This window comes from Pseudoduganella sp. R-32 (assembly GCF_049913245.1).
In the GTDB taxonomy this organism is placed as follows: domain Bacteria; phylum Pseudomonadota; class Gammaproteobacteria; order Burkholderiales; family Burkholderiaceae_D; genus Rugamonas.
In genome coordinates this window covers 5,139,215-5,164,813 of the sequence record NZ_CP183987.1, presented here as the reverse complement: position 1 = coordinate 5,164,813, position 25,599 = coordinate 5,139,215, and the positions used below count along the sequence as shown (strand labels likewise).

Genomic DNA, 25,599 nt, shown 5'->3' with positions numbered 1-25,599 from the left:
GGCAATGGCAATATAATCATCCGAATTTGCCGCGCCGCGGCGCCACAGGTAGGGTGATCCATGCATGTCCTGATCATATTGGGAATCGTCGTGTTGTTGGTTGTGTTGTTCTATAAGTCGACCAACCAGTATGTGCAGCCAGCCGGCTCGCCAGCCCCGGCGCCGACGCAAGCCATGGGCGGCAACGCGCCGCCGGTGCAGCTTGGCTGGGTCTCCAACGGCAAGCTGTTCGTGCAGGGCGGTTATGGCGCAGTGCAGGAGATTTCCAGCCCTTATGCGCAGCAGGCGATGGACCGCGCGGAACGCAGCCGCGAAAAGAACGCGTGGAAGAAGGACACTGCCTTCGGTGTCGCCGCGCAAGGCAATTACCGCGACTTCGATCATCAGACCGATCCTTTCCTGATTTCGTCGGCACTGTTCACCGGCGACGGCAAACTGCTGTACTTCCAGGCAGACCATGGCATGGGCGGGCTGTTCGCTTACGACACCGCCAGCGGGCAGGAAGAACGCCTGCTGCATCGCCAGCAATTGCAGCTCGATGATTTGTGCCTGTCGCCGTCCGGCGAGACGATTGTCTGCACGCTGCGGGCGCGTGGTGGCGCCAGCCATATTGCGACCATGCGCAGCAATGGCGATGGACTGCGCGAACTCACCGGCGGAGATACGATCGATTCCGCGCCTGCGCCCGTGCCGGGTGACGAGACCAAAGTCATCTACCAGTCCGCAGCGATTGGACGCGACCAGCACGGCGGCTGGGCCGCAACGGGCCATGTGACGCTGCAGGAATTGAATACCGCGACCGGCCGCGTTACGCCGGTGCTGGAAGATCCGCGCTACGACTTCCTGTCCCCACGCGTGGCGCCGGATGGGGTGCTGTTCTTCATTCGCCGTCCTTATGAACCGCCGCAGTACAACGCCGGCAATGTAGTGCTGGATACGCTGTTCTTCCCATTCCGGCTGCTGCGCGCCGTGTTCCATTACCTGAATTTCTTCTCGCTGATGTACTCGCGCAAGCCGCTGACCGGTGCGAGCGGCATGCCGATGCAGGCGGACATGAAAAACATCGTCTTGCAGGGCAAGCGTATCGACGCCGAGCGTGCGCTGCGCCAGGAAGCCAGCATCGGCGGCATTCCTTCGCTGGTGCCGTCGTCGTGGCAGCTGATGCGCCGCACGCGCAGCGGTGGCGAGGCGGTGGTGGCGAACAATGTGAGTTCGTTTGATATGACGCCGGGCGGCACCATTGTCTACAGCAACGGCCGCGGCCTGTTTGCGCTGGATGCGCAAGGGCGCTCGGTACTGGTTGCGCAGGGAGACCTGGTCGGCGCAGTGCTGGTGCATGATAAGATGCCGGCATGAAACAACTTGAACCCATGTTCCGCTGCACGGGCTGCAACCGGGGCATTTTGAATCGCTGCGTGGCCCGCTGCCTGTATTGCGGCGCCGACCTGCCTGCCGAGGCCAGGCTTGCACCGGAAATGATCGCACAACGCGACGCTGAACATGCGCGCATGGAAGAGGCACGCAAGCGCCTTGCACAGCATCCCGCACCGCGCCCGCAGGCCCAGGGCAGCGCAGCGTCGGACGTCATCGATGGCGTGGCGACGGGGTTGGATGTCATCGACCTGATCGGCGATGGCGTCTCGCTGTTTGGCAAACTTCTGGACTAAACATGTTGCTTTGATAATGACGGCGTGGCACGATATTGATCCCGCCATGCCAATCATTAAAGGAGCTGTCATGTCCCTGCGCATCAACGATACCGCACCAAATTTCAAGGCCCAGACTACCAAGGGCCCGATCGATTTCCATGAATGGATTGGCGACCAGTGGGCCGTCCTGTTCTCGCATCCGAAGGATTTCACGCCGGTTTGCACCACGGAGCTGGGCTACATGGCCAAGATCGAGCCGGAGTTCACCAAGCGCAATACCAAGATCATCGGCTTGTCGATCGACCCGGTCGAGAACCACAGCAAGTGGGCTTCCGACATCGAAGAAACCCAGGGCGCCAAGGTGAACTATCCGATGATTGGCGATACGGACCTGAATGTGGCAAAGCTGTACAACATGCTGCCGGCTGAGGAGCCGGGTACTGCGGATGGCCGCACCGCTGCCACCAATGCGACCGTGCGTTCGGTATTCATCGTTGGCCCGGACAAGAAGATCAAATTGATGCTGACCTATCCGATGACCACCGGCCGTAATTTCGATGAGATCCTGCGCGTGCTCGATTCGATGCAGCTGACCGCCAAGCACAAGGTGGCCACGCCGGTGAACTGGAAGGATGGGGAAGATGTGATTATCGCTGGCTCGGTCAGCGATGATGATGCCAAGGGATTGTTCCCAGGCGGGTGGAAGGCGCCTAAGCCTTACCTGCGGATCGTCAAGCAGCCTTCCTGAAACCGTACGGGTTTGGTTGTGCGCCTTTGATCTTCGTCGAAAGTCCCGGGTCTGACCCTCTGGGTCAGACCCAGGTTTACCGGTTTTAAAGCGCATCGGCGCCAGGCGCGCCGAACAGCTGCTCTTTGAGGTGGTGCAACTGATCCCGCACCTGTGCCGCCTTTTCGAACTCCAGGTTCCTCGCGTGGTCCAGCATGAGCTTCTCGAGCCGCTTGATCTCCTTGCTGATCTGCTTCTCGCTCATGGCCTCGTATTTCGCGGCTTCCTCGGATACCTCCAACTGCTCGCGGGCCGCAGCGCTGTAGACGCCATCGATCAGATCCTTGATGATCTTCTTCACGCCGCGCGGCGTGATGCCCATCTTCTCGTTATAGGCAATCTGCTTGGCCCGGCGCCGTTCGGTTTCATCGATCGCGCGCTTCATCGAGTCGGTGATGTTGTCCGCGTACAGGATCGCCACACCGTTCAGGTTACGCGCCGCCCGGCCAATGGTCTGGATCAGTGAGCGCTCGGAACGCAGGAAGCCCTCCTTGTCGGCATCCAGGATCGCCACCAGCGATACTTCGGGCAAGTCCAGGCCTTCGCGCAGCAGGTTGATCCCCACCAGCACGTCGAAGGTACCAATGCGCAGGTCGCGCAGGATTTCCACGCGCTCCACGGTATCCACATCGCTGTGCAGGTAGCGCACCTTGATGCCGTGGTCGCCCAGGTATTCGGTCAGTTGCTCCGCCATGCGCTTGGTCAGCGTGGTGACCAGCACGCGTTCATTCTTCTCGATGCGGTCGTTGATCTCGCCCAGCAGGTCGTCGACCTGGGTACGGGCAGGGCGCACGATCACTTGCGGGTCGACCAGGCCGGTTGGACGCACCACCTGTTCGACCACGGCGCCGGCGTTCTTCTTCTCGTACTCGGCCGGGGTGGCGGAGACGAAAACCGTCTGCCGCATCTTCGACTCGAACTCCTCGAACTTCAGCGGTCGATTGTCCAGTGCCGATGGCAGGCGGAAGCCGTAATCCACCAGGTTGGTCTTGCGCGAACGGTCGCCGTTGTACATGGCTGACAACTGGCCGATCAGCACGTGCGACTCGTCCAGGAACATGAGCGCATCGCGCGGCAGGTAGTCGACCAGGGTTGGCGGCGGTTCGCCCGGCTTGGCGCCGGACAGGTGGCGCGAGTAGTTCTCGATGCCCTTGGTGAAGCCGACTTCAGACATCATCTCCAGGTCGAAGCGGGTACGCTGTTCCAGGCGTTGTTCCTCAATCAGCTTGTTCTCGCGGCGGAAGAATTCCAGGCGCTCGCGCAGTTCTTCCTTGATGGTCTCGATCGCACGCAGCACGGTGGCGCGCGGCGTCACATAGTGCGAGCCTGGGTAGACGGTGAAGCGCGGAATCTTCTGTTTGACCTTGCCCGTCAGCGGATCGAACAGCTGGATCGATTCCAGCTCGTCGTCGAACATTTCCAGGCGCACCGCCAGGTCGGCGTGTTCGGCCGGGAAAATGTCGATGGTGTCGCCGCGCACGCGGAAGGTGCCGCGGCCGAAGTCCATCTCATTGCGCGTGTACTGCATCTGGATCAGGCGCGCGATGATGTCGCGCTGCGACACGCGGTCCTTGGCGCGCAGCGTCAGGATCATCTGGTGGTATTCGTTCGGATTACCGATACCGTAGATGGCCGACACGGTCGCCACGATCACTACGTCGCGCCGCTCCATCAGCGACTTGGTGCAGGACAGGCGCATCTGTTCGATGTGCTCGTTGATCGACGAGTCCTTTTCAATGAACAGGTCGCGCTGCGGCACGTAGGCTTCCGGCTGGTAGTAATCGTAGTACGACACGAAGTACTCGACCGCGTTCTCCGGGAAGAATTCACGGAATTCGGAATACAGCTGCGCGGCCAGCGTCTTGTTCGGCGCGAACACGATGGCCGGACGGCCCATACGGGCGATCACATTGGCCATGGTGTAGGTCTTGCCGGAACCCGTCACCCCGAGCAGGGTCTGGAACGACAAGCCGTCTTCAATTCCTTCGCACAAGCCATCAATGGCGGTCGGCTGGTCACCGGCGGGAGGGAAGGGCTGGTGCAGCCGGTAAGGCGAATCCGGGAAAGTGATAACTTCCGAAGCCGGGGCACTGGTATTTTGGGAATCAGACATTACTGCAGACCTTTGATAGAATATGCGATTGTCAGCGGCCCTGACCGGATTTTGTTCGGGTGCCGGCCTGCTTTTGCATCGACCCGCCTTCAAACGTTACTAAACTTATCATGACGAACCCTTCCGTATTCAGCGCCATCGAGATGGCCCCGCGCGACCCGATCCTCGGCATCACCGAAGCCTTTAATGCAGACACTAACCCAGCGAAGATTAACCTGGGCGTAGGTGTCTATTATGACGACAATGGCAAAGTGCCGCTGCTGAAGTGCGTGGAAAAGGCGGAAGCAATCCTGATCGAACAGCACGCCCCACGCACCTACCTGCCGATCGAAGGCCTGGCCGCATACGACAAGGCCGTGCAAGAGCTGGTATTTGGTGCCGACAGCGCCGTAATTCAAGAGAAACGTGCGGTGACCGTGCAGGCACTGGGCGGTACCGGCGCGCTGAAACTCGGCGCCGACTTCCTGAAGCGCTTCTCGCCGGATTCCGAGGTTTACATCAGCAATCCAAGCTGGGAAAACCACCGCGCGCTGTTCGAAAGCGCCGGCTTCAAAGTCAACAACTACGCTTACTACGACGAGACCACCCATGGCGTGAACTTCGCCGCCATGCTGGCTGCCCTGAAGGCCATGCCGCGCGGCTCCATCGTCGTGCTGCACGCTTGCTGCCACAACCCGACCGGCGCCGACCTGACCCAGTCCCAGTGGGATGAGGTGATCGCCGCTGTAGTCGCCGGCGGCCTGGTGCCGTTCCTGGATATGGCGTACCAGGGCTTCGGCGCCGGCATTGCGGAAGATGGCGCCGTAGTGCGCCGCTTCGCCGCGACTGGCGTGGCGCTGCTGGTGTCGAACTCTTTCTCCAAATCCTTCTCGCTGTATGGCGAACGCGTGGGCGCCCTGAGCGTGGTGGCTGCATCCGCCGAAGAAGCTTCGCGCCTGCTGTCGCAACTGAAGCGCGTGGTGCGTACCAACTACTCCAACCCACCGGTCCACGGCGGCAAGGTAGTGGCAACCGCCTTGGCAACCCCAGAGCTGCGCCAGATGTGGGAAGACGAACTGGCCGGCATGCGCGTGCGCATCAAGGAAATGCGCGAGGCCTTCGTGCAGAAGCTGAAGGTCAAGGCGCCTGGCCACGATTTCGACTTCGTGCGTGAGCAGGTCGGCATGTTCTCGTATTCCGGCCTGACCAAGGAGCAGGTGGGCAAGCTGCGCGAGCAGTCGATCTATGCTGTGGACACCGGCCGTATCTGCGTTGCAGCGCTGAACTCGAAGAATATTGATGTGGTAGTTGACGCCATCGCCAAGGTCCTTTAATATGCTGCTCTCTGATCGCAACGCGGTCAGAGAATGATCCCTGATAGCTCAGTCGGTAGAGCGACGGACTGTTAATCCGCAGGTCCCTGGTTCGAGTCCAGGTCGGGGAGCCAGAATATAGAAAAGCCCAGCCTTAACCGGTTGGGCTTTTTGCATTTCAGGGCCGCATTGCGCCCTGTCGCAACATCTGTGCCCAATTTAGTTGCATTAGTAAGTGCTACATTTGATGAAAGTTAATTAGTGTGGTCGCTAAGGTAACTTCATGTGGCCATCCTTATTTCAACACTTCCGGCGGTCAACCAGTCCAGGAAGACACTCACCAATTCCTACGTGATGGACAATAGATGGACAATAAATACCCGACTTGCCAGGGCCGGTACTGATCCGTCCTATTCGGGCTGGAGCCTTTTCAGGATGGCCGCAGCGTTCGTATTGCCGGGATCCAGTTGCAGCGCACGCTGATAGGCCGCAATGGCCTTGGCATTCTCGCCCAGCGCCAGGTACAGCTCTCCCATGGAGTCATGCAGGTTGCCGTCGCGCGGGAAAAGCTCGCTTGCGCGCTGGAGGATAGCGATGCCGGTCGCCGCTTGTCCGGCTTCGGCGTATTGGTAGGCCAGGCGGTTCAACGCATTGCCGTCCTCCGGCGTGTCGCTTTGCGCCAGCAAGAACTTGAAGCGCGCCAATGCCGCGTCGGCGCCGGCCTGGCGAATTTCTGCAGCCAGCACATCATTCAAAGAGGGCTTGGGTTGCGCAACGGCCTGGCCATACAGTACGTCGGTGAAATCGCGGCGCATCCGATAAATCTCCGGCCCCTTGTTGCCATTGCCTTCGTTGAGGAAGATGACAACCAGCTTGCCGTCTTCCGGATAGCGCGTGACCAACGTGCGGAAACCGTTGGCGTTGCCGCCGTGCTCGTGTACCAGGCGCGGCTTGCCGGCAATGGTGCGCGTTCCAACCAGCCAGCCGTAGCCATAACCGAGATCGCCCCACACATCGTCCTTGACATAGGCGGTGAACATCTGCCGTTTTGATTCGGGCTTGAGCAGCGCGTTGCCGGCCAGGGCGCGATCGAGCTTGAAGAAGTCGCCGGTGGTGCTGGCGACGCCGCCGCCGGCGCCGACGTTCGGAATCCAGAGCGGATCAGCGGGACGGTATTCGCCGAGGGCACGCACATAGCCGGATGCCTTGCGCGGGATGATGCGGTCCGGCGCGTCATATGCTGTGCGCTGCATGCCGGCTGGGCGCAGGATCATGCTATCCAGGGCTTCGCTGTACGTCTTTCCGGTCTGCTTTTCGATGACCCAGCCGAGCAGGGTGTAGTTGGAACTGCTGTAGTGGCCCTGGCTGCCGGGTTCGAATTCCAGCGGGCGGTTCATGATCGCGAGGAGATCGGCCTTCGGCACTTTTTCGCCAAGGCGGTTAGCCCAGAAGCCCGGGAAATTTGCGTAGTCGACGATGCCGGAAGTGTGGTTCAGCAACTGGTGCAGCGTGACGCGCTTGCCAATCCCCGAATCAAGTTCGGGCACGTATTTACCAATCGGGTCGTCCAGCTGCAGCTTGCCTTGCTCCGCTAGTTGCATGACCAGGGTCGCGGTGAATTGCTTGGTCAGCGAGGCGACGCGAAAAACGGTGTCAGTGGTGTGGGGAATTTTCCATTCGCGGTTGGCCAGCCCAAAGGCGCGGTGATAAACCACTTTTCCATGGTCGGCGACCAGTACAGCTCCATCCAGTTGGCCGAGGGAGTGGTAACGCTCGGCCAGGCGGTCGATGTCGGCGGCGCGCTCGGCTTTTGCGGGCAGGGCGGACAGCAGAAGCAGGGCGATCAGGATTTTTCTCATTTTTCAACGATAGCATACCGCCAAGTTTATTTGCCTTTGGATATTGGTCGGACCAAAATTAATGCGGTAAGTCCGATTGTTGTATTTTGGTCAGGCCAATTGACGCGCTGTTGGAATAAATGCATCCTGTGCGCTCCTCAAACCAGAAAGCACAGGAGACAAGCGCATGAAAGTTAATCAACTCAAGGTAGTCTTCCTGGCGGCCGCTATCGCGGCAGCCACCTCTGCAGTTGCTGGACCCGTCGGCTATGGCGCCGCCACCACTGGCGGTGGAAGCAAGACCCCGGTCAATGTGGCCACGCTGACCGATGCCCAGGCTAAGATCAACGCCTACACCGATAACTCCGGCCTGGTACTGAGGTATACCGGCAAATTCGACTACAACACCATCACCGACGTGTGCGCGCAGTGGCAGAAGCCGGCGCAGACGCTGGAGATCAAGAACAAGAGCAACATCACCATCATCGGCGCCAGCGATTCGAGCGCCAACTTTGGCATCCACATCGCCGGCAATGCGCACAACGTGATTGTGCAGAACATGATGATCGGCCTGCTGCAGGGCGGCGAGGCGGCCGATTCGATATCGATCGAGGGCATGTCCTCCGGCCAGCCAAGCAATATCTGGATCGACCACAACACCATCTTCGCTTCGCTGACTTCCTGCCCAGGCGCAGGCGATGCGTCGTTCGATGGCGGCATCGACATGAAGAAGGGCGCGCACCACATCACGGTGTCGTACAACCACGTGTACAACTACCAGAAGGTGGCCCTGAACGGCTACAGCGACAGCGATACGGCCAACGCCAACGCCCGCACCACCTACCACAACAACCGCTTCGAGCACGTCAAGTCGCGCTTGCCGTTGCAGCGTTTCGGCATGAGCCACATTTTCAACAACTACTTCAATGACGTGCAAACGTCCGGCATCAACGTTCGCATGGACGGCATTTCGCTGATCGAAGCGAATTACTTCGAGAACGTGAAGAACCCGGTCACGTCGCGCGACAGCAGCCGTATCGGTTACTGGGAGCTGCGCAACAACTATGTTGGCAGCGGCATTACCTGGGACACCCCGAGCGGCGCGGTCAATGCCACTAACTGGGGCAGCACCCAGTCCTATGGCCCGACCGGCTATTCCTATACCCCGATTGCCGGCGCCGACGTGAAGGCCAAGGCGATTGCCACCGCCGGTGCGCGCACCAACCTGGCCCAATAGGCATAGTTCGCGTTAAATAAGTCATAGCTTTGCCGCTGTCAGGCACGAGGATAATTTGCCCATACTAACAAGAACGGAGGCAGGATGGGCGTGAATTCCAGGCGGCGGCACCTGATGGTCTCGCTCGGCATGGCGGCGGCATTTCCAGGGCTCGCGGGTGCCGCAGTGAGTGCCACGGCGCGCGGCAAGCGCGAAGATCTGGAGCTTTGGTATGCGCGTCCGGCAGGGCCATGGGTAGAGGCGCTGCCGGTCGGTAACGGCAGGCTGGGCGCCATGGTGTACGGGCGCGTGGGGCAGGAACGCCTGCAGCTCAATGAAGATACCCTGTTTGCAGGCGGCCCGCATGACCCGAACATGCCCACCGCCCAGGCTGCGCTGCCGCAAGTGCGCACCCTGATCGATCAGGGCAGGTTCAAGGAAGCCCACGACCTGTGCGGCAGCACCATGATCTCCCACCAGCAGATGCCCTACAGCTCTGCCGGCGACCTGCTGATCGACTTTATCGGCGCGCCTGCGGCGCCATCGGTATACCGCCGTTCCCTTGGCCTCGATTCAGCCGTGGTCCACACCAGCTATGCGGCAGGCAAGGTGCGCTACACGCGCGAAGTATTTGCCAGCGCTCCCGCGCAGGTAATCGTGGCCCGGCTGACCGCTACGCAAGGCGTGCTGGATTTCGATCTTGGCTATCGCCATCCGGCGCAGGTCAAGTATGGTGCTACGCAAGCGCCGGTGGAGTTGCGCGAAGACCTGAACGAGGCGGCGCGCCCGGCCCAGTTGGCAATCGGCGCCGATGGCGATGGCGCGCTGCTGGTAGAGGGACGCAATAATGATTCTTCCGGCATTCCGGGCGCGCTGCGCTACGCGGTGCGGGTGCAGGCGATCGCAGACGGCCAGGTAATCGTGGCCGGCGACCGTTTACAGGTGCGTGGTGCGCGCACTGTGACGCTGCTGGTGGCTGCCGCTACCAGCTACGTCAATTTTGCCGATACGAGCGGCGATCCTGTAGCGCGGGTGCGCCGCGATTGCGCAGGGGCGGCGCAAAAGCCTTATGCGCTCTTGCGGCAGGAGCATGTGAATTCGCACCAGTCACTGTTCCGCCGGTTCTCGATCCGGCTGGGCAAAGGACAGGATGTGCGCCCGACCAGCGAACGTATCGCCACCGCGGAATCGCAGCCCGACCCGACGTTGGCTGCGCTGTACGTGCAATATGCGCGCTACCTGCTGCTTTCCTGTTCGCGCCCCGGCAGCGAACCGGCCAACCTGCAGGGCCTGTGGAACGAGGGTACCAATCCGCCATGGGGCGGCAAGTACACAATCAACATCAACACCCAGATGAATTACTGGCCGGCGGGGCCGGCCAACCTGGGCGAATGCGTGGAGCCGGTGCTGCGCATGGTCGAGGGTCTTGCTGTGACCGGCGCCATCACGGCGCGCAAGGCTTATGGTGCACGCGGCTGGGTCACCCACCACAACACCGACCTGTGGCGCGGCAGTGCGCCAATCGATGGACCGTTGTGGGGAATCTGGCCAACCGGCGGCGCATGGCTGTGCAATACGCTTTGGGATCATTATGATTATTCGCGTGACGAGGCCTGGTTGCGCCGTCTCTACCCATTGATGAGGGGCGCATGCCTGTTCTTCATCGATACCCTGGTGGAAGATCCGAAGGGCAGGGGCCTGGTGACATCGCCTTCGATCTCGCCGGAAAACCAGCATCACAAGGGCGTTGCGATTTGCGCGGGCCCTGCCATGGACCGGCAGATACTGCGCGACCTGTTCCGCAACACGCTGGCCGCTCAGGTGCTGCTGAGGGAGGACGACGCCGAACTGCGGCGCGTACTGGAGACAACGATGGCGCGCCTGCCCGTGGACCGCATTGGTGCGCAAGGCCAGTTCCAGGAATGGCTGGAAGACTGGGATGCCGGGGCGCCGGAGCAGAAACACCGCCATGTATCCCACCTGTATGCCATCTATCCGTCCAGCCAGGCGAACGTGCGCGACACCCCGCAGTTGGTGCAGGCGGCGATGATCACGCTGAACACGCGGGGCGACAAATCGACTGGATGGGCCACCGCATGGCGGCTGGCCCTGTGGGCACGGATGGGGGAGGGTGATCGCGCGCACGCCATTCTGCTTGGCTTGCTGGGGCCGGAGCGCACCTATCCGAACATGTTTGACGCCCATCCTCCGTTCCAGATCGACGGCAATTTCGGCGGCGCGGCGGGGATCATCGAAATGGTGCTGCAATCCTGGGGCGATGAAATCCACGTGCTGGCGGCGCTGCCCAAGGCGTGGCCGGAGGGGAATATGCGTGGCATCCGTGCCCGCGGCGGAGTCGAAGCCGACGTCGAGTGGTCCGGCGGGCGCCTGCGGCGCCTGGCGCTGCGCGGCAAGCCAGGCGAGAGCGTCAGCGTGCGCTACCGCGGCGAGAAGCGTTCCTTGAAGCTGGATGGCAAGGGGCGGGCGGCCTGGATATTGCAAGGATGAGACTGAATGTTGGCAAACTGGACATAAGCTTTTTTGCTTTTGGGGTGGAATCAGTTATTCTTCAAGTTATCTATCAGATTTAATCCGGAGCATTTGAAGAATGATTACAAAAGAAGAACGGGTGGTGTACGGAACCGAGGACTTGCTGACCACCCTGTGCTCGTCGGTCACCCGCGTGCTGAACGTGGCGTCGCAAAGCCGGATTACCTACTCGGCCATGGTGCAGCGTATTACCAAGGTCGGCCTGAAACCTGATATTGGCTGCTTCGTGCTGTTCGACGGCGGCTTTACCGGCCTGGTTGTACTGAACTTCTCGGCCGAAGCGGCGATGGAGATTTACGAACGCTACATGCTCAGCATGGGCATGCCGAAATCCGAACTGGCCAGTTCTTTCACTTCCGACGAAGTGGCGAACATCATGGGCGAGCTGATGAACCAGATCGTTGGCGACTTCACTGGCAAGGTACGCAGCGAACTGCACACCAACATTACCCAGAACCAGCCGAAAATGCTGGTGCTGAACAAGCAGGTGACGCTGAGCGTGGATACCCCGCTCGACCGTCCGGAAATGCGCCGCGTGTCCTTCTTCACCGAGCGTAACAATATCTTCTACCTCGAACTGGCGATCGACCGCACCGAGTTTATTAAATTGCATGATTTCGAGAAGACCGAGGCCGAAGATCCGGATACCCTGCTGGAGCGCGAGCAGGCTGCCCAGGCTGCTGCAGCACCGGCCGAGGCCATCTCGTCGGATGACGCCGACGAGCTTTTGAAGTCCCTCGGCATGTGATCTAAAATAGGCTTTGCAAAAGCAGGAACGACGGTTATAATATTGCCTCTTTTCCCTGATAGCTCAGTCGGTAGAGCGACGGACTGTTAATCCGCAGGTCCCTGGTTCGAGTCCAGGTCGGGGAGCCAGAACACTGAAAAGCCCAGCCTTCACCGGTTGGGCTTTTTTCATGGTGTCGTTTCTTTTCTCGACTACTGGAAGACCGTACCGTGACCGATAATCCATATTCCCAGCCAAGCGCCGCTGTGCAGGCGGAGCACGATCTGCTTCCTTCCAAACCGGTGGCAGTTTCAATGTACAGGTTTTTTGCCTGGATAGCAGTGCTGGTAGCGCTCCTCGGCTTCTTCCAGCTATTTGATCCGGTACGGTTGGAAAGTGGTAAAAGTATCGCGGAAGGCATCGCTCCCCGCGTGGTACTGCTGTTAGCGATGGGGGGCGGTTGTTGCGGATACCGCCGTAATCGCTTGTGCGAGTTTGTCGCAGTCATACTCATTGCTGCGCTTGGCGTCTCTTCGAGCTTGCTATGCATCGCATTCAGCGTCGCAGGCTCGGGCGACGGCGCGCCGCTTTGGATCTCGCTTGCGGTGGTCGTTTTCCTTGTCTTTATTTACTGGATTTACGCCTTCGGTTTCTCGGTAAAAGCCCGGCGATATTTTTCAACATAGACCGGCCACTCACACGACTGCCCCAGGGTGGGCTGCCGCCGACAGGCTTAATGTGCGGGCCCAAAGTAGGGTTTGAACGCTTCTTGCATCTCGGGCGACAATCGATGAAAGTCGATGCGCTGCTTCTTGATTTCTGCACGCAGTCGTTGTGTGCTTCCGGCGGCGCGTGCCAGGCGGGTTACCAGATCTTGGGCGAGTTCTTGTAGTACTTCTCTTGGAATCTGCTTTGGGTCGCGCGCCACAAACGTTTCTCGCGCCGGATCGCCATTGCATTCCTTGCCGGCGACCTTATAAACGCCGCCGTCAATGTGCTGAAAATACAGGCGCTGGCCTGGCTTGGGGTTGCGGCGTTTGGAATACCCGTTAACGAGGTAATACGTCGCTGTGGAATGCGTTGCTACACCGAATATCCATTCGCGCGTGGCCCAGGTTTCATTGTCGGCCATTGGCATGCACAGTGCGCGTATATCCTCAGGCAAAAGATCAAGCTTGGCGTCGGCTCGAAACCGCAGGCCCAGGACGGGATCTCGCAGGAACTGGGGAGGGTGGTTGCTTTCCTGCGCGCCCGCACTGGCGCAGAGTAGCGCAAGCAAAACGGCTGTGCACCGGCCCTTAATAGCGGTCGATAACATGAGATGGTCTTTCTGCTCTGTATTCGGAAACCAGTCCAGAAGTCAGTTTGAATGAAGTCGGAATTACACCGGCTTCCACTGGTGCGGCTAGTTTTTTATTTTTCGCTCGACATTCTCTTGCACATCGTTCCAACCTGCAAACATTTCAAAATTATCAAAAAGAAATAAATAGTGCCGTGCGGAAACTTGTGATATGATAGTTTGTGAAGTTTGACGATTGGATATTTGACATGAAACCCACTCACATCAACGCCTCGGTGAACACCCATTACCTGGACAAGGTGATGGACGTTGCCGAACAGATGTCGGTTGAGGTGATTGTCGACATCCTCGATGTGCGCGGCATGAAGCTGGTGTCGAAGGGCACGCGCGTCACGCGAGTCTTGCGCGAAAAACTGATCGCACATAAGTTGATGCGGCCCTTCGAAGCTTCAATCCGTATCGCCGATGGCGTGGATTCACGGGTCGTTGCCCAAGTGGCCGAGAGGCTGGCCGATGTCAGTGCTCCCGTGTCCAGCCTTCTGCGCTGCGTGCCGGCTGGCGGCAATTCGCCCCTGCAGGTGTTGCAGCATATGGAGTTTGGCAATGCGATGGCGCTGATGTTGACCGCGTCGGACAAGGCCGGCGGGCCATCGCTCGAACATGCGGTTTTGGTCAGCATGCTTTCCATTTGCATGGCCAAGACTTTGCACCTCAATGAACAGGACCAGCTGGCGGCGGGCTTGGCCGGCCTGCTGCACGATATCGGCGAACTGTATGTCGACCCCCGTTTCCTTACGCGCGGCAAGCGCTTGCAGCCGCATGAATGGGCGCACGTCGTGGTACACCCTCGCACCGGCCAGATGCTGATCGACCAGCTGGAATCCTTCCCGCCATCTGTCGGGCGTGCGGTGGCTGAACATCATGAACGTTACGACGGCACGGGCTATCCAAGGCAGGTCTGCGGCCAACAGATTAGCGGCCCGGGGCAGGCAGTCGCCGTGGCCGAAATGATCGCCGGGCTGTTGCTAAAAGACCATGCGCTGGAACGCGCGGAGCTGGCGCTGAAAATCGTGCCGGGTGAGCAAGCGCCGGAACTGTTGGCTGCCGTTTCAGGCGCCTTGCGTCAGTGCCCGCACGGTGTCGTGGCGCCGGAGTTAGCGGCCTGGCGGGCAGGCGAAAGCGTGCCGGGTTTGTATGCACGCATTGCGGCCATTCTTAACCTGGGCGAGCGCCTGATTGATGGCCCGGCGGCGAAATCCGAGCGAACCTGCAAACTTTTGCGAGCGACGCAGGAGCGCGTGCGCAAGATCCAGCGCGCCTTCGTCAGTACCGGCCTGGATGGTTATTTGCAGCCCATGCCATTCGGTGCTGCATCCGACAGCCTTCTTCTATTCGAAAAGGACGTGGCGAGCCGGGAACTGCAATGGCGCTTGCGCGACCTTGCGCGCGACCTTGCATTGCAGGCTGAATCGCCGGACGAAAAACTGGTATTGGCATCGCTGATCAATCTGCTCGATAACGACGAAGGCATCGTCGAACCGCAGCGGCGTCCCCCAGTCCCGCTGCATGGCATGTGCCCGCAGACCGCCGCCGACAGGCGTTTAATGCGGGCGTAGGTGGTAAAATGGCTTGGTACTGAAAGCCCGGCCATTCGGTTGGGCTTTTTGCATTGCGCGGGAGGATGACATGGCAAAAAAGAAAGAAGAACTCGATCCGGAAACCCTGGAACTGATCCAGTGGTGCATCGAGGTGGAAGGTTTCCTGGTCAAGGGCGGCGCCACGGTGGAGCAGGCCCAGGACCATATCGAAGAACAGATTGAGTGGTTCACAGACCTGTTCTATGACGGCTTGACGCCGGAAGAAGCGGCGAAGGAAGCGCTGGCTTGAACCTCTTGGCACCGCATTAAAAAAGGCTTTGCGATCGCTCGCAAAGCCTTTTTTATTTGGCTTGTGCCTATCATACGGCATCTACCAACCGGAGCCATCCATGAAAATTTTCGCCACAACCGTTACAGCGATCTCCCTCCTCGCTGCCCAGCCTGCTTTTGCGCTGGAACAGAGCGCTTCCGTCAAAGTCACCAGATTGCTGCAGACGCCTACGAGCTGGAATGGTGCAGCGCTGGCATACCCGAACGGGCAGGCTGAGGTGACGGCCATGCTGATCGAGATCGCTCCCGGAGCGGAGACGGGCTGGCACCTGCATCCCGTTGCCTCGTTTGCCTATATCCTGGAAGGCGAACTGGAAGTGAGCCTGAAGGATGGCTCGGTGAAGCACCTGAAGGCGGGCCAGGCGCTGGCGGAAGTGGTCAATACGCTGCATAACGGCCGCAATGTTGGCAAGGTTCCGCTCAAGCTGGTGGTGTTCTATGCTGGAGCCTCCAATAGCACGCTGACGGTCACGGAATAGTGTCTAAAAATTATAGTGGGTATATAATGCCCGCTATTTTGCGGCGACAGACCGCAACCTGTGGGGAGAATAGGGGACATCCATCAAACCGCCCACAAGGAAAGAACATGATGAAGTTGTCCAAGATGCACGTGCTGGTGAGCCTGGCTACTGTGCAGATGGCCGCCATGGCCCAGGAAGCAACCCAGGCCCCAGCCGGCCAAATGGAAGTAGTGACCGTTACCGCACAGCGCCGCGCCGAGAATATCCGCGACGTGCCGGTGTCCGTGTCCTCGATCAAGGCCGAAAAACTGGACATTTTGCTGTCCGGCGGCCAGGACATCCGCGTCCTGGCGGGCAAGACGCCATCGCTGAACGTCGAATCGTCGACCGGCCGTGTGTTCCCGCGCTTCTACATTCGCGGCTACGGCAATGCCGACTTCGCCGTGTTCGCCTCGCAGCCGGTTTCGCTGATTTACGACGACGTCGTGCAGGAAAACCCGATCCTGAAGGGTTACCCGATGTTCGACCTGGCCAACGTGGAAGTGCTGCGCGGCCCGCAAGGCACCCTGTTCGGCCGTAACACCCCGGCCGGCGTGGTCAAGTTCGAATCGGCCAAGCCAAGCCTGCGTGGCGTGGAAGGCTTCTACAACGTTTCCTACGCTACCGACGCTACCGTCAACCTGGAAGCCGCCGCCAACGTGCCGCTGTCGAAAGAGTGGGCCCTGCGCGTCTCGACCCTGCGCCAGCACCGCGACGACTTCGTCGACAACACCTACACCGGCGAGAAAGATGCGCTGGAAGGCTACAACGAACACGCTGAACGCGTGCAGGTGCTGTACCAGCCGAACGGCGTGTTCAACGCCCTGTTCAACGTGCACCAGCGCCAGACCACCGGCAGCTCGCGCCTGTTCCGCGCCAATATCATCAAGAAGGGTTCCAATACCTTCGCCGACGGCTTCGATCCGGAAAAGATCGCTATCAACGGCCGTGAAGACCAGGAACTGAAGACCCAGGGCGCCAATGTGCGCATGAGCTGGGACCTGGGCGCGCACAAGCTGTACTCGATCACCGGCTACGAGACCGTGGCTCGCTACAACTCGCGCGGCGACATCGACGGCGGCAATCCAGGCGACGCGCCAGCAGTGCCGTTCCAGGTTGCCACCGCAGCCTTCGTCCCGGACATCAAGCAGTACTCGCAAGAGTTCCGCGTAGAGTCCAAGTACACCGGCCCGATGAACTGGCAGGCAGGCGTGTACTACTTCGACGAGAAGGCAGTGGCAGGCCAGGATAACTTCAACGTTGCCGGCGACCGTACCTCGCGCGTGAAATCGCAGCAGAAGAACGAAGCCTGGGCGCTGTTCGGTTCCGTGAACTACGCCGTGAACGACGCGTTCACCGTGCGCGGCGGCCTGCGCTACACCGAAGACAAGAAGGACTTCGACACCCTGGAAACCACCGGCACCACGCTGGTTGGTCCTAAGTCGGTTTCCGAATCCAAGGACAAGTTCAACTGGGACCTGAGCGGCACCTATAAGCTGAACAACGATGTCAGCCTGTACGCCCGCTACGCAACCGGCTTCCGCGCGCCATCGATCGCCGCCGCTTCCACCGCGGTGCCGATCACCGTGGCTGACGCCGAAACCATCACTTCGATCGAAGCCGGCGTGAAGGCCGACCTGTGGAACCGCCGCGCACGCGCAACCTTGAGCGTGTACGACTACGACGTGAAGAACCAGCAGCTGACCGTTGTTGGCGGCAACTCCAACGTCACCAAGCTGATTAACGCTGCCAAGACCAAGGGCCGTGGTATCGAAGGCGAAATCGAAGGCTTCATCACCAACGACTTCAAGATGTCCGCCAGCGCCTCGTACAACTTCACCGAGATCCGCGATCCTTCGCTGTCCGTGAACAAGTGCGCGCAGTGCACCATCCTGGACCCGATCAACTCGTCCGGCCGCGTGGTCATCGACGGCAACGCGCTGCCGCAGGCTCCAAAGTGGATCATCAACCTGAACGCCCGCTACAACTACCCGCTGGCAGAAGGCAACCTGTTCGTGGTGACCGACTGGTCCTACCGTTCGAAGGTGAACTTCTTCCTGTACGAAGCAGTTGAATTCACCGGCGCTCCGCTGACCGAAGGCGGCCTGCGCGTGGGCTACAACTGGGCCGGCGGCAAGTATGAAGTCGCAGCCTTTGCACGCAACATCACCGACCAGCGCCGCGTCACCGGCGCCATCGACTTCAACAACCTGACCGGCTTCGTCAACGAGCCACGTCAGTTTGGCGTGCAGTTCAAGGGTTCGTTCTGATCCTCCGGTAAAGCCGCCGCGCGAGCGCGTGGCTTTATCAATACAAGCGGCCTGCGGGCCGCTTTTTTTGTTTTCCGGCTCGGAAGAGATAGGGTAATCTGACTGAACGCCACCGCAAGGAGCCGCCAAATGAATGCGTTTGCCCGCCTTTTGTCGATTGCCGTACTGTGTGCAGCCAGCTTTACTTGTAACGCCGCGCCCCCTCTGCTGAAGGCGATATTGCCCAAGCCAGTCTTGCCGGGCGTCCCAAAGGATGCGCCATGCCAGGACGATGTGGTCAGCAAGCTGTGTCTGATGGAGACCATTATCTGGTTGCGAGGCATGCCATTGACGGCAATGTGGCACCAGCAAGACTACCAACAACTTGACCGGCTGCTGCTGGCATCGTGCGCGGAGGACACCCGCCTGCCCGACGGGCAGCCGGAAATCCTGGTGTTTTCGCGTACATTCGTGAGGCAGCTCTACACGTGGAAGGACTGGAGCGGCGTGGGGACGACGTTGCGCGCGTGGCGCAGCAAGTCGCCTGATTCGCCGGCGCAGGCTTTGCTCGAAGCATTGTATTGGCAAGCATACGCTTGGCACGGCCGAGGCGGCGGATGCCGGCAGCGTGCCGCCAGAAGCCTGGGAATTGTTCCGCGAAAGGATGGCGAAGGCTCGCGCAAGGCTGGAGGACGCCAAGGCGGTGGTGGGCAACTGCCCTTTGTGGCATAGCACTTACATCGACGTCCTGATTGATTCAAACGTCGCGCGGGACCGCCTTGACGCGGCTTACGATGACGCAGTCAAGGCATTCCCGGAGTCGCAGCAGATCCATTTTTCGATGTCTCGCGCCAAGCAGCGCAAGTGGGGTGGGGCGCCAGGCGAATACGAACGCTTTGCGCGCCGGGCAGCCGGCCTGTCGCAGCGGAGTGAAGGCGGCGCCATGTATGCGCGCTTGTTCTGGATTCGGGACTATGACGATGAGTTTGAGTTTGGCCGGCCGGGCGATCCGAACTGGAAGCGGATGAAGGCTGGCTTTGAAGACATGCTGCGGCGCTATCCGGACCAGGTCCACAACCGCAACAAGTATGCCTCTTACGCTTGCCGCGCCAATGATCGGGATACTTACCTTAAGCAGCGACAGGAACTGGGAGACGCTATCGAGGACGAGCAGTGGCCGGAATCCTGGAAGGTCGATGTCTGCGACCGCCGCATGGCGAAAAACACCGATTCGGGGCCGGTTCAAAAAAAATGAATGGCCAAGACTAGGCAAATCGGAAATGGGCCGATATAATGCGGCCTCTTTTCCCTGATAGCTCAGTCGGTAGAGCGACGGACTGTTAATCCGCAGGTCCCTGGTTCGAGTCCAGGTCGGGGAGCCAGAATACAGCAGCATGCCAAGAACCCAGCCCTAACCCGGTTGGGTTTTTGCTTTTCATGGGGCGTTTATTTGCGCATAGTGGTCCGTGGTGAAGCGCTTGGGCAGTGGGGATAGGGGAGGCCATGGGGCTGGCCTTTGTGGGCGCAGCGGGGCAGGTGGCGGCTCACTTAATTGGCAGCTCAAATCGTTTTCTTACGGTCTCAATTGCGCTTAGAGCGTCACGTGCGTAGTTGAAGTTAGCAGCACTTAGTGAGCTTGAGATTTCATCACGGTTTTCCAGCATCATTTGCTTCACGAAGTGCGGTATGAAGTTGTCGCTGTTAATCGACGCCTCCAAATGGTCAATAAGATCTGCATGACTCGGGGATGGGATATCAGCCCCTTTCTCAATAAGCATGGCCTTAATGCTTTGAAGAACTTCACAGGCTATATTTCGGCTCAGCATTGCTGCGTCTTCCAGTGGCGGCTCAAATTCTTTGACTTTTCCTTTGCTGTCAACACGTCGAAGTGGGCCTACGATGTAGGTCTGGAGCCCTTGTCCCGCGTTTATTGGGAGTGATCCGTCATGCGTGGTAGCGGTTCGGCTGTAATAGATGAATTTTCCGTACGTTGGCGAAAGCTCTTCCCAAGTATTTTTCATATCCATTGCTAGCTCGCTTGCATCTTTAAGTGCTTGAATCGAGTTAAGATACGCGCTAAAAAAGAAGTTAAGCTCATCTAGATCAGAGCTAATTGGAAAATCCTGAGATAGACGCTTTTTGACAATCGCGTCCGAAACCCGAAGAATATGGCCGAGAAAGAAGCCGATTTCTGCGATTTTGCCTTTGAGGTTGCTTCCGACTGCAATCCTATGTTTGTGCATTGAATTTCTCTTCAAAGTTGATCAAAAAGCAATTCTAGTGCTAGCATGGCAAGGGGTTTGCAGGTGATGACGAGCTTATGCGTTAGCGGCTTCAGTCGAACCGTCTTCGTTAACGAATGCGCGAATTCGTTTGTCTTCTCCACCTAACGTACGAATCCAGCTATTTGTGGTAGTACTGAATTTGAAAACATCGAAGACTTGAAAGATTCTATCGTTTTTCTCTGAGGTGTACGTCCCACGAATTACAATGTAGAGATTCGGAAGCTGCTCGCATTTTAAGGGAGATAAGGTGTAGGTAATACATTTTCCCAACTCGTAGGTCAGCGAAATCCCATCTGGGAAATCATCCCCAAAAGGTGCAAGAAGTTTGATTTCAGGTCCCTCGCAGAGCAGAACTGCAGTTCGCAACTTTACATTATGAGCATTAGCGTTCTTTCCAGCACAATAAGGGATGTCAAAAAGTAATTTATTTGGCTCAATTTCTTTGACTGAAATGCCCCTGCGGCATATATCAATTACAGGAATTGTAAGGTCGCGGTCAGAGTGCATTTTCGATCCCCGAACAAAAATACCAACGACACAACGTCGTGGTGTTTCAAAGGCGAAGATAATGCCAACAATGCCAAGAATGAGACCTGCAATTTCGATCATATTTTTCGATGGAAGATTTGGATTACAGACAGGATAGCATTTTGTTTAGTCGTTGGCACGAAGTACATTCCCACTCTTTGGATATTTTCCGCTTCCAAGCCTTTGGAGCAAACCCAGCGAATCACCACTGGCAATTTGTTGTGGGAGCACGCGGGGCAAAGACCTACGCATTGCTTGGTCAAGGTGAGGGAAGCGCGGCCTGAGATACAGCGACTTCCGGAAGACAGGATTGGGGATCGCTCCTGGCGACGTTCTATTCCGTAAGCCGTGTTTGCGATCGAAAAGTGACGGCTCAGGCGACTGATATTGCAGTTCGTCGCACGTAATGGGTGGGCGTAATCGGATCGCCGGTAGACTTTGTTTCATTGGCAATAGCCCAACATGAAGGAGAGAACATGCGCTTTCGCTTCCTCGCCGCCGCTGCGGCCCTGATCCTGACCACTGCAATGCCCGCTAGTGCTGCGGACAAGCTCGATGCCGTCTTGGCCAGGGCCATGGCCGGCACCAAGGTCCCCGCTGCTGGCGTGCTGGTGATGCGGAACGGGCAGGTCGAAGACCAGGCAGTCGCTGGCGTTCGCCGCAATGACGGCGAGGACGCCGTCACGCAGGAAGACGCGTGGGTGATCGGTTCGACCGGCAAAGTGATGACGGTGGCCATGGTTGCGCGTTTGGTCGAAGGGGGAACCCTGTCTTGGGATGCGTCCCTGGAACAAATGCTGCCCGATCTCGCCAAGACAATGCGGCCGGAATATCGTCAGGTTACATTGATCGATCTGTTATCACACAAAGCCGGTCTACCGCGTGATCTGCGCAATACCAAGGCTCTCAACACCTACTTTGGAGACACCCGCGCGTTAACGCAGCAGCGCTTGGCTTACATCACTTCCGCACTCAAGGAAAAACCAGCGCGGAAGCCACGTTCGGCTTTTAGTTACAGTAACACTGGATTCCTGATCGCGGCTGCCATTGCCGAACGCGCCACTGGAAAACCTTACGACGAGTTGATGCAGGCTGAAGTCTTCGGGCCGCTAGGCATGGCCACAGCAGGTAGCGGTGCGACCCACGACGGCCAGATCCGCGGCCACAGCAAAGGCAGGCCGAAACTGGAGGTCAAGCAGGAAGCCGATGGCGTGCCGGACATGTATGCGCCGGCTGGATTCCTGCACATGAGCCTCGCTGACTGGGCGCGTTTCAGTCTCGACCAGTTGGCTGGCGCTAAAGGACGGGGCAAGCTGTTGCTGCCAGCCAGCTATACGCTGATGCAGACGGCCCAGCCGGGTAGTGGGGCAGGGCTCGACTGGGGAGTGCAAGCGTCAATCGCCGGACGCAAGGGACCGGCACTGGTGCACCAGGGTTCCGATGGCAACTGGCTTGCGGTAGTCGTTTTATTCCCCGAACAGGACAGCGGCGTGCTCGCCGTGGCCAATGCGTTCGAAGACATGGGCGCCGATGTGGTCATCAATGGGATGCTGGGCGCCTTGTTTCCAACGCTGGCTCCAGCCAAATAAATTCCGACGGCAGAGCGCCATGACGTTCTGGCACCAGCTGCTCTTGAATGGCCCCGAGAGAAGTCGCGGGGTCGTTTTCACTTGATTATTCCTCCAATATTCCCACCACGGTAGGCATTTCCTACAGACCTTGAAGGATTGGGCTCGAGCGCCGCCCTGCGATACTATATTGCCATCAGTTAGCAAACTAGGTTCTCATGTCTCTATTCGATGCTTTTTTGGATGTACTTTCACTCGTATCCGTGCAGAGGCATAAGCACGAATTGGCCGCGGTCCGACGCAATTCGAGGATGGCGTTAGAGGAATTGCGAGAAAGTAGTCGGACGCAACGGGAAGAGGTCGAGAACGCGCTGCATCGCGATGCGGAGGTGTTGAAAGCCAATGCCGAAGCATCCTACAGGCGGGGATTTGCCGAAGGCCGGGAGTTCGAAAGGCTCGAACATGCCGAGCGAATTCGTGCCGCTGCCGAAGAGTCCGAACGTAAGGAACGGGAGGCTGCGCGCGAGCGGGCAAAATGGGTTGTTAGTCCAACTCCCATCGGATTCACGAGCCAAATTCGCGACGAGTTCATGCGCGACGTGGAAGCGCGGGTTGAATATCCGCCACAGCCCCAGCAATGGAAAATGATACTCGCCGACGATCCCGCTACCTACGTCATTGCGGGAGCTGGCTCAGGAAAGTCCTCGTCCCTCGTTTTGCGAGTCATCGCCCTCAACCTGTATCGTGAAATTGACCGTAGCCGCATTTCGGTTTTCACCTTTACCAAGGATAGCCGCGCGGACTTCGTGAAGAAACTTCGCGAATCCATGAAAAAATGGGGAGTAGACCTCTCAGAAACCGATGCGAGAAGCATTGTGCGCACATTCCATTCCATGGTGCTGAAGATGGCGCGGCAGAGCATGTCGCCCCCGCCTAAGGTACTGGAGCTATTGGATCGCGAACGCAAAGGACCAGTGCGGGACGTCGATGTCGAAAACTTCCTCGAGTTGAGCGAAGAAGACGAGCTGGAGGATGAAAGCGAACAGGAGGCAACTTCGGTTGCTTCCACGCGCGAAGACATCGTCGATGACAGCCCGGATACGCATAATCTCGACGACCTTCTTCGCATAGCCTACGAACGGGCATTCAGCAGGAACGAGGAGTTCCACGGCCTTGTCGTCAAGCTTTTCAAGCAGCGATTGACGCTGACCCGACGCGCGACGGACAAGAGCACGCAGGGTAACATCGCCAAAATTGCAAAAGTGGACAAAAAGATGACCGAGGCGCTCGACATCAAGTGGAGTGCGGAAGCCGCCCCCGGCGTGTGGCCGCTGCCCGGAATCGTGGCCGAGACGACAGCGATTTCTGTGTCCTCGCAGTTTTCGCAGGAATTCTGGGTCAACGGCTACGTACCCCAAATCGGGGCTCACATTGTCCTTGGCGGCGCGCAGTTCTACAAGGGCACCTCATTTGATGACGTGCCTTCGGCTGGCAACATCAACACAAAGCGTAAACTCCTGGCAGGGATTAGCGAAAAGCCGATTGTCTGGATCGATGACTTGGATCAGTTGACCGCCTTGCGTGCCACTCTGAAATGGCTGGCCGACGACGAGGAAAAGCGGAGCGAGGTCCTCATGTTCAACATGATCGCCCCGGGCGAATTCAAGTCGAAATCCATCGTCAGGGGCTTCCATGGCCTTGCCCAGTTCGTCGAAAACCTCGGCTTGCCCGTGGCAGACACGCTCTCATCAGCTAAAGCGACCAAGGATAACAACCTGGGGCGAGATATCGACTTCATGCGTGCCACGGCCCTGTTCTGGCCGTATTTCGAGGCTGTATTGGAAGAGCGCGGAATCTGCACGTTCAACCAGCTTTTTGCCCGGTTCTCTGAAGACAAGCCGGAGAACTTTTCGAAGGTCTCCTCCCAGGTGCTCGGGGCCATGCGGCACCTGATGATTGACGAGTTTCAGGATGTTTCACCGCAGATTGTCAAATGGGTGCGTGGATGCCAAAAAGAGCTGGTCAAGCGGGGGATGGCAGGGTCGCTTACTTGCGTTGGCGACGATTACCAGTCCATTTATGGCTGGAGGGGCAGTTCGCCTGAATTTTTCGTGCGGTTCAAGGATAGTTTCCCCGCAATCTCTCACGGAAAGATCCTTTTGGAAGAGAACTTCCGGAGCAGTGATCGCATACTGCGATGTGCAGAGTCCGTATTGGCCGGCGTTCCGGGAATGGAAAGCAAGACCTGTCGAGCGAAGGGGGAATGGGCAGACTCTGCCACGCCCGTACGAATTTTCGAAGCGAAGAAGGACTTGCCGTACGCCGAGATCCGCCAGCACATATCGTCGGAAATCGAGCGAACGAAAGCCAGTGAAAGCCACCCTATGCTGGTGCTTGCGCGGAGCAGGGCCGTCCTTACGCAGCTTAGCGGCTCTCCGAATAGGTCTTGGGGGAAGAAGGCGAAACTCATGACGATCCACGGCTCGAAAGGGCTCGAGGCACAATCGGTGGTACTGCTCGGAGATTGCAACTACGATGGTACCAACCCGGTAAAGAACTTCCTTTATGCGCAGGCAGGGCTTGGAAGCTACGATGAGGCGCAACGTGCGGAGGCTAGGCGGCTCGCTTATGTTGGAGTCACTAGGGCCATGGAGAGCTGCACCTGGTACGCTGCAAAGAAGGATGGCGGGGCAATCGGCAGCATTCCCAAAGGCGCGGTATTTGCAGAATTCGCGCGCCTCGATCCACGATAGCGTGGCATACCGACGTTTATCGAATTCAACTGCAAGTTGCATGGCTTTCCTCGACAAGTGCCCAGCCTTCACGCGTTTTTTTAAAGCGCGGAAGGGCGCAGCCTCGGATGGACGCTGGAGCTGCAGGAATCGGCAAGTCGACAGTCGATTGCCGGGGCCGAAAACCTTGGCGCGGCCCCAGAGCCCGTTGGAGAGCTAAGGGGATGATGGCGCATAGAACTCAACGCGCTATTGGCTGAACAGGCGAAAGTGATTTACGAGATCGCATCGGCCCCAGGTTCATCAAGGTGGGAGGAGGCGGGAAGATAAGCTGTCG

The 25,599-nt window shown here is 58.5% G+C and carries 21 protein-coding genes and 3 tRNA genes; 19 read left to right on the top strand and 5 right to left on the bottom strand.

Annotated features, from left to right (window positions below):
• The first annotated feature begins 60 nt into the window (after positions 1 to 60).
• The 3 genes from ACN9MU_RS23555 to ACN9MU_RS23545 all read left to right on the top strand — a co-directional run bounded on the left by ACN9MU_RS23555 (position 61) and on the right by ACN9MU_RS23545 (position 2,397).
• Positions 61 to 1,356, top strand: coding sequence for a TolB family protein (locus tag ACN9MU_RS23555; protein WP_426318740.1), 1,296 nt, complete (start codon positions 61 to 63; stop codon positions 1,354 to 1,356).
• Entirely contained in the window at positions 1,353 to 1,667 is a 315-nt protein-coding gene (locus ACN9MU_RS23550; protein ID WP_426163062.1) for a hypothetical protein, read from the top strand. The genes ACN9MU_RS23555 and ACN9MU_RS23550 overlap by 4 nt, the downstream gene beginning before the upstream one ends.
• A gap of 70 nt (positions 1,668 to 1,737) precedes the next feature.
• Positions 1,738 to 2,397: a peroxiredoxin gene (locus tag ACN9MU_RS23545; protein WP_426163059.1), complete on the top strand. Its 660-nt coding sequence runs from the start codon at positions 1,738 to 1,740 to the stop codon at positions 2,395 to 2,397.
• 85 nt (positions 2,398 to 2,482) lie between these two features.
• Here the strand turns inward: ACN9MU_RS23545 and uvrB are convergent, their stop codons facing one another.
• Positions 2,483 to 4,549: an excinuclease ABC subunit UvrB gene (uvrB, locus tag ACN9MU_RS23540; RefSeq protein ID WP_426163056.1), complete on the bottom strand. Its 2,067-nt coding sequence runs from the start codon at positions 4,547 to 4,549 to the stop codon at positions 2,483 to 2,485.
• Positions 4,550 to 4,659: 110 nt separating this feature from the next.
• Here uvrB and ACN9MU_RS23535 point away from each other — a divergent pair, with 110 nt between their 5' ends.
• Both ACN9MU_RS23535 and ACN9MU_RS23530 read left to right on the top strand, forming a co-directional pair.
• A complete protein-coding gene (locus ACN9MU_RS23535; RefSeq protein WP_426318739.1) occupies positions 4,660 to 5,862 on the top strand; it encodes an amino acid aminotransferase in 1,203 nt (400 codons plus the stop codon).
• 37 nt (positions 5,863 to 5,899) lie between these two features.
• Positions 5,900 to 5,975, top strand: a tRNA-Asn gene (locus tag ACN9MU_RS23530).
• A 276-nt stretch (positions 5,976 to 6,251) separates the two neighbouring features.
• On the opposite strand, the gene ACN9MU_RS23525 is transcribed toward ACN9MU_RS23530, so the two are convergent.
• Positions 6,252 to 7,700 (bottom strand): serine hydrolase, encoded by a 1,449-nt coding sequence (locus ACN9MU_RS23525; RefSeq protein WP_426318738.1) that lies wholly within the window; start codon positions 7,698 to 7,700, stop codon positions 6,252 to 6,254.
• A 166-nt stretch (positions 7,701 to 7,866) separates the two neighbouring features.
• On the opposite strand from ACN9MU_RS23525, the gene ACN9MU_RS23520 reads away from it, so the two are divergent.
• The 5 genes from ACN9MU_RS23520 to ACN9MU_RS23500 all read left to right on the top strand — a co-directional run bounded on the left by ACN9MU_RS23520 (position 7,867) and on the right by ACN9MU_RS23500 (position 12,858).
• Positions 7,867 to 8,916, top strand: a complete 1,050-nt coding sequence (locus tag ACN9MU_RS23520) for a pectate lyase family protein (RefSeq protein WP_426343539.1) — start codon at positions 7,867 to 7,869, stop codon at positions 8,914 to 8,916.
• 84 nt (positions 8,917 to 9,000) lie between these two features.
• Positions 9,001 to 11,403 carry a glycoside hydrolase family 95 protein gene (locus tag ACN9MU_RS23515; protein WP_426163046.1) on the top strand — a complete coding sequence of 801 codons (2,403 nt, stop codon included), beginning with the start codon at positions 9,001 to 9,003 and terminating at the stop codon, positions 11,401 to 11,403.
• A 100-nt stretch (positions 11,404 to 11,503) separates the two neighbouring features.
• Entirely contained in the window at positions 11,504 to 12,193 is a 690-nt protein-coding gene (locus ACN9MU_RS23510) for a DUF3334 family protein (protein WP_426163044.1), read from the top strand.
• A gap of 52 nt (positions 12,194 to 12,245) precedes the next feature.
• A tRNA-Asn gene (locus ACN9MU_RS23505) sits at positions 12,246 to 12,321 on the top strand.
• 81 nt (positions 12,322 to 12,402) lie between these two features.
• Positions 12,403 to 12,858 carry a hypothetical protein gene (locus ACN9MU_RS23500; RefSeq protein WP_426343538.1) on the top strand — a complete coding sequence of 152 codons (456 nt, stop codon included), beginning with the start codon at positions 12,403 to 12,405 and terminating at the stop codon, positions 12,856 to 12,858.
• A 47-nt stretch (positions 12,859 to 12,905) separates the two neighbouring features.
• Here ACN9MU_RS23500 and ACN9MU_RS23495 read toward each other — a convergent pair whose 3' ends face one another.
• A complete protein-coding gene (locus tag ACN9MU_RS23495) occupies positions 12,906 to 13,310 on the bottom strand; it encodes a hypothetical protein (protein WP_426343537.1) in 405 nt (134 codons plus the stop codon).
• A 410-nt stretch (positions 13,311 to 13,720) separates the two neighbouring features.
• Between ACN9MU_RS23495 and ACN9MU_RS23490 the strand changes: the two genes are divergently transcribed.
• The 7 genes from ACN9MU_RS23490 to ACN9MU_RS23460 all read left to right on the top strand — a co-directional run bounded on the left by ACN9MU_RS23490 (position 13,721) and on the right by ACN9MU_RS23460 (position 19,531).
• The gene (locus ACN9MU_RS23490; protein ID WP_426343536.1) at positions 13,721 to 15,088 is read left to right on the top strand and encodes an HD-GYP domain-containing protein; all 1,368 of its coding nucleotides are present in this window, start codon (positions 13,721 to 13,723) and stop codon (positions 15,086 to 15,088) included.
• A gap of 70 nt (positions 15,089 to 15,158) precedes the next feature.
• A complete protein-coding gene (locus ACN9MU_RS23485) occupies positions 15,159 to 15,359 on the top strand; it encodes a hypothetical protein (RefSeq protein WP_057259495.1) in 201 nt (66 codons plus the stop codon).
• Positions 15,360 to 15,459: 100 nt separating this feature from the next.
• Positions 15,460 to 15,879, top strand: a complete 420-nt coding sequence (locus ACN9MU_RS23480) for a cupin domain-containing protein (RefSeq protein ID WP_426163033.1) — start codon at positions 15,460 to 15,462, stop codon at positions 15,877 to 15,879.
• A gap of 107 nt (positions 15,880 to 15,986) precedes the next feature.
• Positions 15,987 to 18,170 carry a TonB-dependent receptor gene (locus ACN9MU_RS23475; protein ID WP_426163031.1) on the top strand — a complete coding sequence of 728 codons (2,184 nt, stop codon included), beginning with the start codon at positions 15,987 to 15,989 and terminating at the stop codon, positions 18,168 to 18,170.
• Between the two features lie 129 nt (positions 18,171 to 18,299).
• Positions 18,300 to 18,881, top strand: coding sequence for a hypothetical protein (locus ACN9MU_RS23470; protein WP_426343535.1), 582 nt, complete (start codon positions 18,300 to 18,302; stop codon positions 18,879 to 18,881).
• On the top strand, positions 18,814 to 19,404 hold the full coding sequence (locus tag ACN9MU_RS23465; RefSeq protein WP_426343534.1) for a hypothetical protein: 591 nt from the start codon (positions 18,814 to 18,816) through the stop codon (positions 19,402 to 19,404). Before ACN9MU_RS23470 ends, ACN9MU_RS23465 begins: the two co-directional genes overlap by 68 nt.
• A 51-nt stretch (positions 19,405 to 19,455) precedes the next feature.
• Positions 19,456 to 19,531, top strand: a tRNA-Asn gene (locus tag ACN9MU_RS23460).
• Positions 19,532 to 19,693: 162 nt separating this feature from the next.
• Here ACN9MU_RS23460 and ACN9MU_RS23455 read toward each other — a convergent pair.
• On the bottom strand, positions 19,694 to 20,392 hold the full coding sequence (locus ACN9MU_RS23455; protein WP_426343533.1) for a hypothetical protein: 699 nt from the start codon (positions 20,390 to 20,392) through the stop codon (positions 19,694 to 19,696).
• A 75-nt stretch (positions 20,393 to 20,467) separates the two neighbouring features.
• Entirely contained in the window at positions 20,468 to 21,043 is a 576-nt protein-coding gene (locus ACN9MU_RS23450) for a hypothetical protein (RefSeq protein WP_426343532.1), read from the bottom strand.
• Between the two features lie 395 nt (positions 21,044 to 21,438).
• Here ACN9MU_RS23450 and ACN9MU_RS23445 point away from each other — a divergent pair, with 395 nt between their 5' ends.
• Both ACN9MU_RS23445 and ACN9MU_RS23440 read left to right on the top strand, forming a co-directional pair.
• A complete protein-coding gene (locus tag ACN9MU_RS23445; RefSeq protein ID WP_426343531.1) occupies positions 21,439 to 22,551 on the top strand; it encodes a serine hydrolase domain-containing protein in 1,113 nt (370 codons plus the stop codon).
• Positions 22,552 to 22,841: 290 nt separating this feature from the next.
• Positions 22,842 to 25,283: a UvrD-helicase domain-containing protein gene (locus ACN9MU_RS23440; protein ID WP_426343530.1), complete on the top strand. Its 2,442-nt coding sequence runs from the start codon at positions 22,842 to 22,844 to the stop codon at positions 25,281 to 25,283.
• Positions 25,284 to 25,599: the final 316 nt, after the last annotated feature.

Excerpts from the sequence above, each read along its gene's own strand:
- ACN9MU_RS23555 (WP_426318740.1), top strand. The coding sequence starts at position 61 with ATGCATGTCCTGATCATATTGGGAATCGTCGTGTTGTTGGTTGTGTTG.
- ACN9MU_RS23550 (WP_426163062.1), top strand. The coding sequence starts at position 1,353 with ATGAAACAACTTGAACCCATGTTCCGCTGCACGGGCTGCAACCGGGGC.
- ACN9MU_RS23545 (WP_426163059.1), top strand. The coding sequence starts at position 1,738 with ATGTCCCTGCGCATCAACGATACCGCACCAAATTTCAAGGCCCAGACT.
- uvrB (WP_426163056.1), bottom strand. The coding sequence starts at position 4,549 with ATGTCTGATTCCCAAAATACCAGTGCCCCGGCTTCGGAAGTTATCACT.
- ACN9MU_RS23535 (WP_426318739.1), top strand. The coding sequence starts at position 4,660 with ATGACGAACCCTTCCGTATTCAGCGCCATCGAGATGGCCCCGCGCGAC.
- ACN9MU_RS23525 (WP_426318738.1), bottom strand. The coding sequence starts at position 7,700 with ATGAGAAAAATCCTGATCGCCCTGCTTCTGCTGTCCGCCCTGCCCGCA.
- ACN9MU_RS23520 (WP_426343539.1), top strand. The coding sequence starts at position 7,867 with ATGAAAGTTAATCAACTCAAGGTAGTCTTCCTGGCGGCCGCTATCGCG.
- ACN9MU_RS23515 (WP_426163046.1), top strand. The coding sequence starts at position 9,001 with ATGGGCGTGAATTCCAGGCGGCGGCACCTGATGGTCTCGCTCGGCATG.
- ACN9MU_RS23510 (WP_426163044.1), top strand. The coding sequence starts at position 11,504 with ATGATTACAAAAGAAGAACGGGTGGTGTACGGAACCGAGGACTTGCTG.
- ACN9MU_RS23495 (WP_426343537.1), bottom strand. The coding sequence starts at position 13,310 with ATGCCAATGGCCGACAATGAAACCTGGGCCACGCGCGAATGGATATTC.
- ACN9MU_RS23490 (WP_426343536.1), top strand. The coding sequence starts at position 13,721 with ATGAAACCCACTCACATCAACGCCTCGGTGAACACCCATTACCTGGAC.
- ACN9MU_RS23485 (WP_057259495.1), top strand. The coding sequence starts at position 15,159 with ATGGCAAAAAAGAAAGAAGAACTCGATCCGGAAACCCTGGAACTGATC.
- ACN9MU_RS23480 (WP_426163033.1), top strand. The coding sequence starts at position 15,460 with ATGAAAATTTTCGCCACAACCGTTACAGCGATCTCCCTCCTCGCTGCC.
- ACN9MU_RS23475 (WP_426163031.1), top strand. The coding sequence starts at position 15,987 with ATGATGAAGTTGTCCAAGATGCACGTGCTGGTGAGCCTGGCTACTGTG.
- ACN9MU_RS23470 (WP_426343535.1), top strand. The coding sequence starts at position 18,300 with ATGAATGCGTTTGCCCGCCTTTTGTCGATTGCCGTACTGTGTGCAGCC.
- ACN9MU_RS23465 (WP_426343534.1), top strand. The coding sequence starts at position 18,814 with ATGGCGAAGGCTCGCGCAAGGCTGGAGGACGCCAAGGCGGTGGTGGGC.
- ACN9MU_RS23455 (WP_426343533.1), bottom strand. The coding sequence starts at position 20,392 with ATGCACAAACATAGGATTGCAGTCGGAAGCAACCTCAAAGGCAAAATC.
- ACN9MU_RS23450 (WP_426343532.1), bottom strand. The coding sequence starts at position 21,043 with ATGATCGAAATTGCAGGTCTCATTCTTGGCATTGTTGGCATTATCTTC.
- ACN9MU_RS23445 (WP_426343531.1), top strand. The coding sequence starts at position 21,439 with ATGCGCTTTCGCTTCCTCGCCGCCGCTGCGGCCCTGATCCTGACCACT.
- ACN9MU_RS23440 (WP_426343530.1), top strand. The coding sequence starts at position 22,842 with ATGGCGTTAGAGGAATTGCGAGAAAGTAGTCGGACGCAACGGGAAGAG.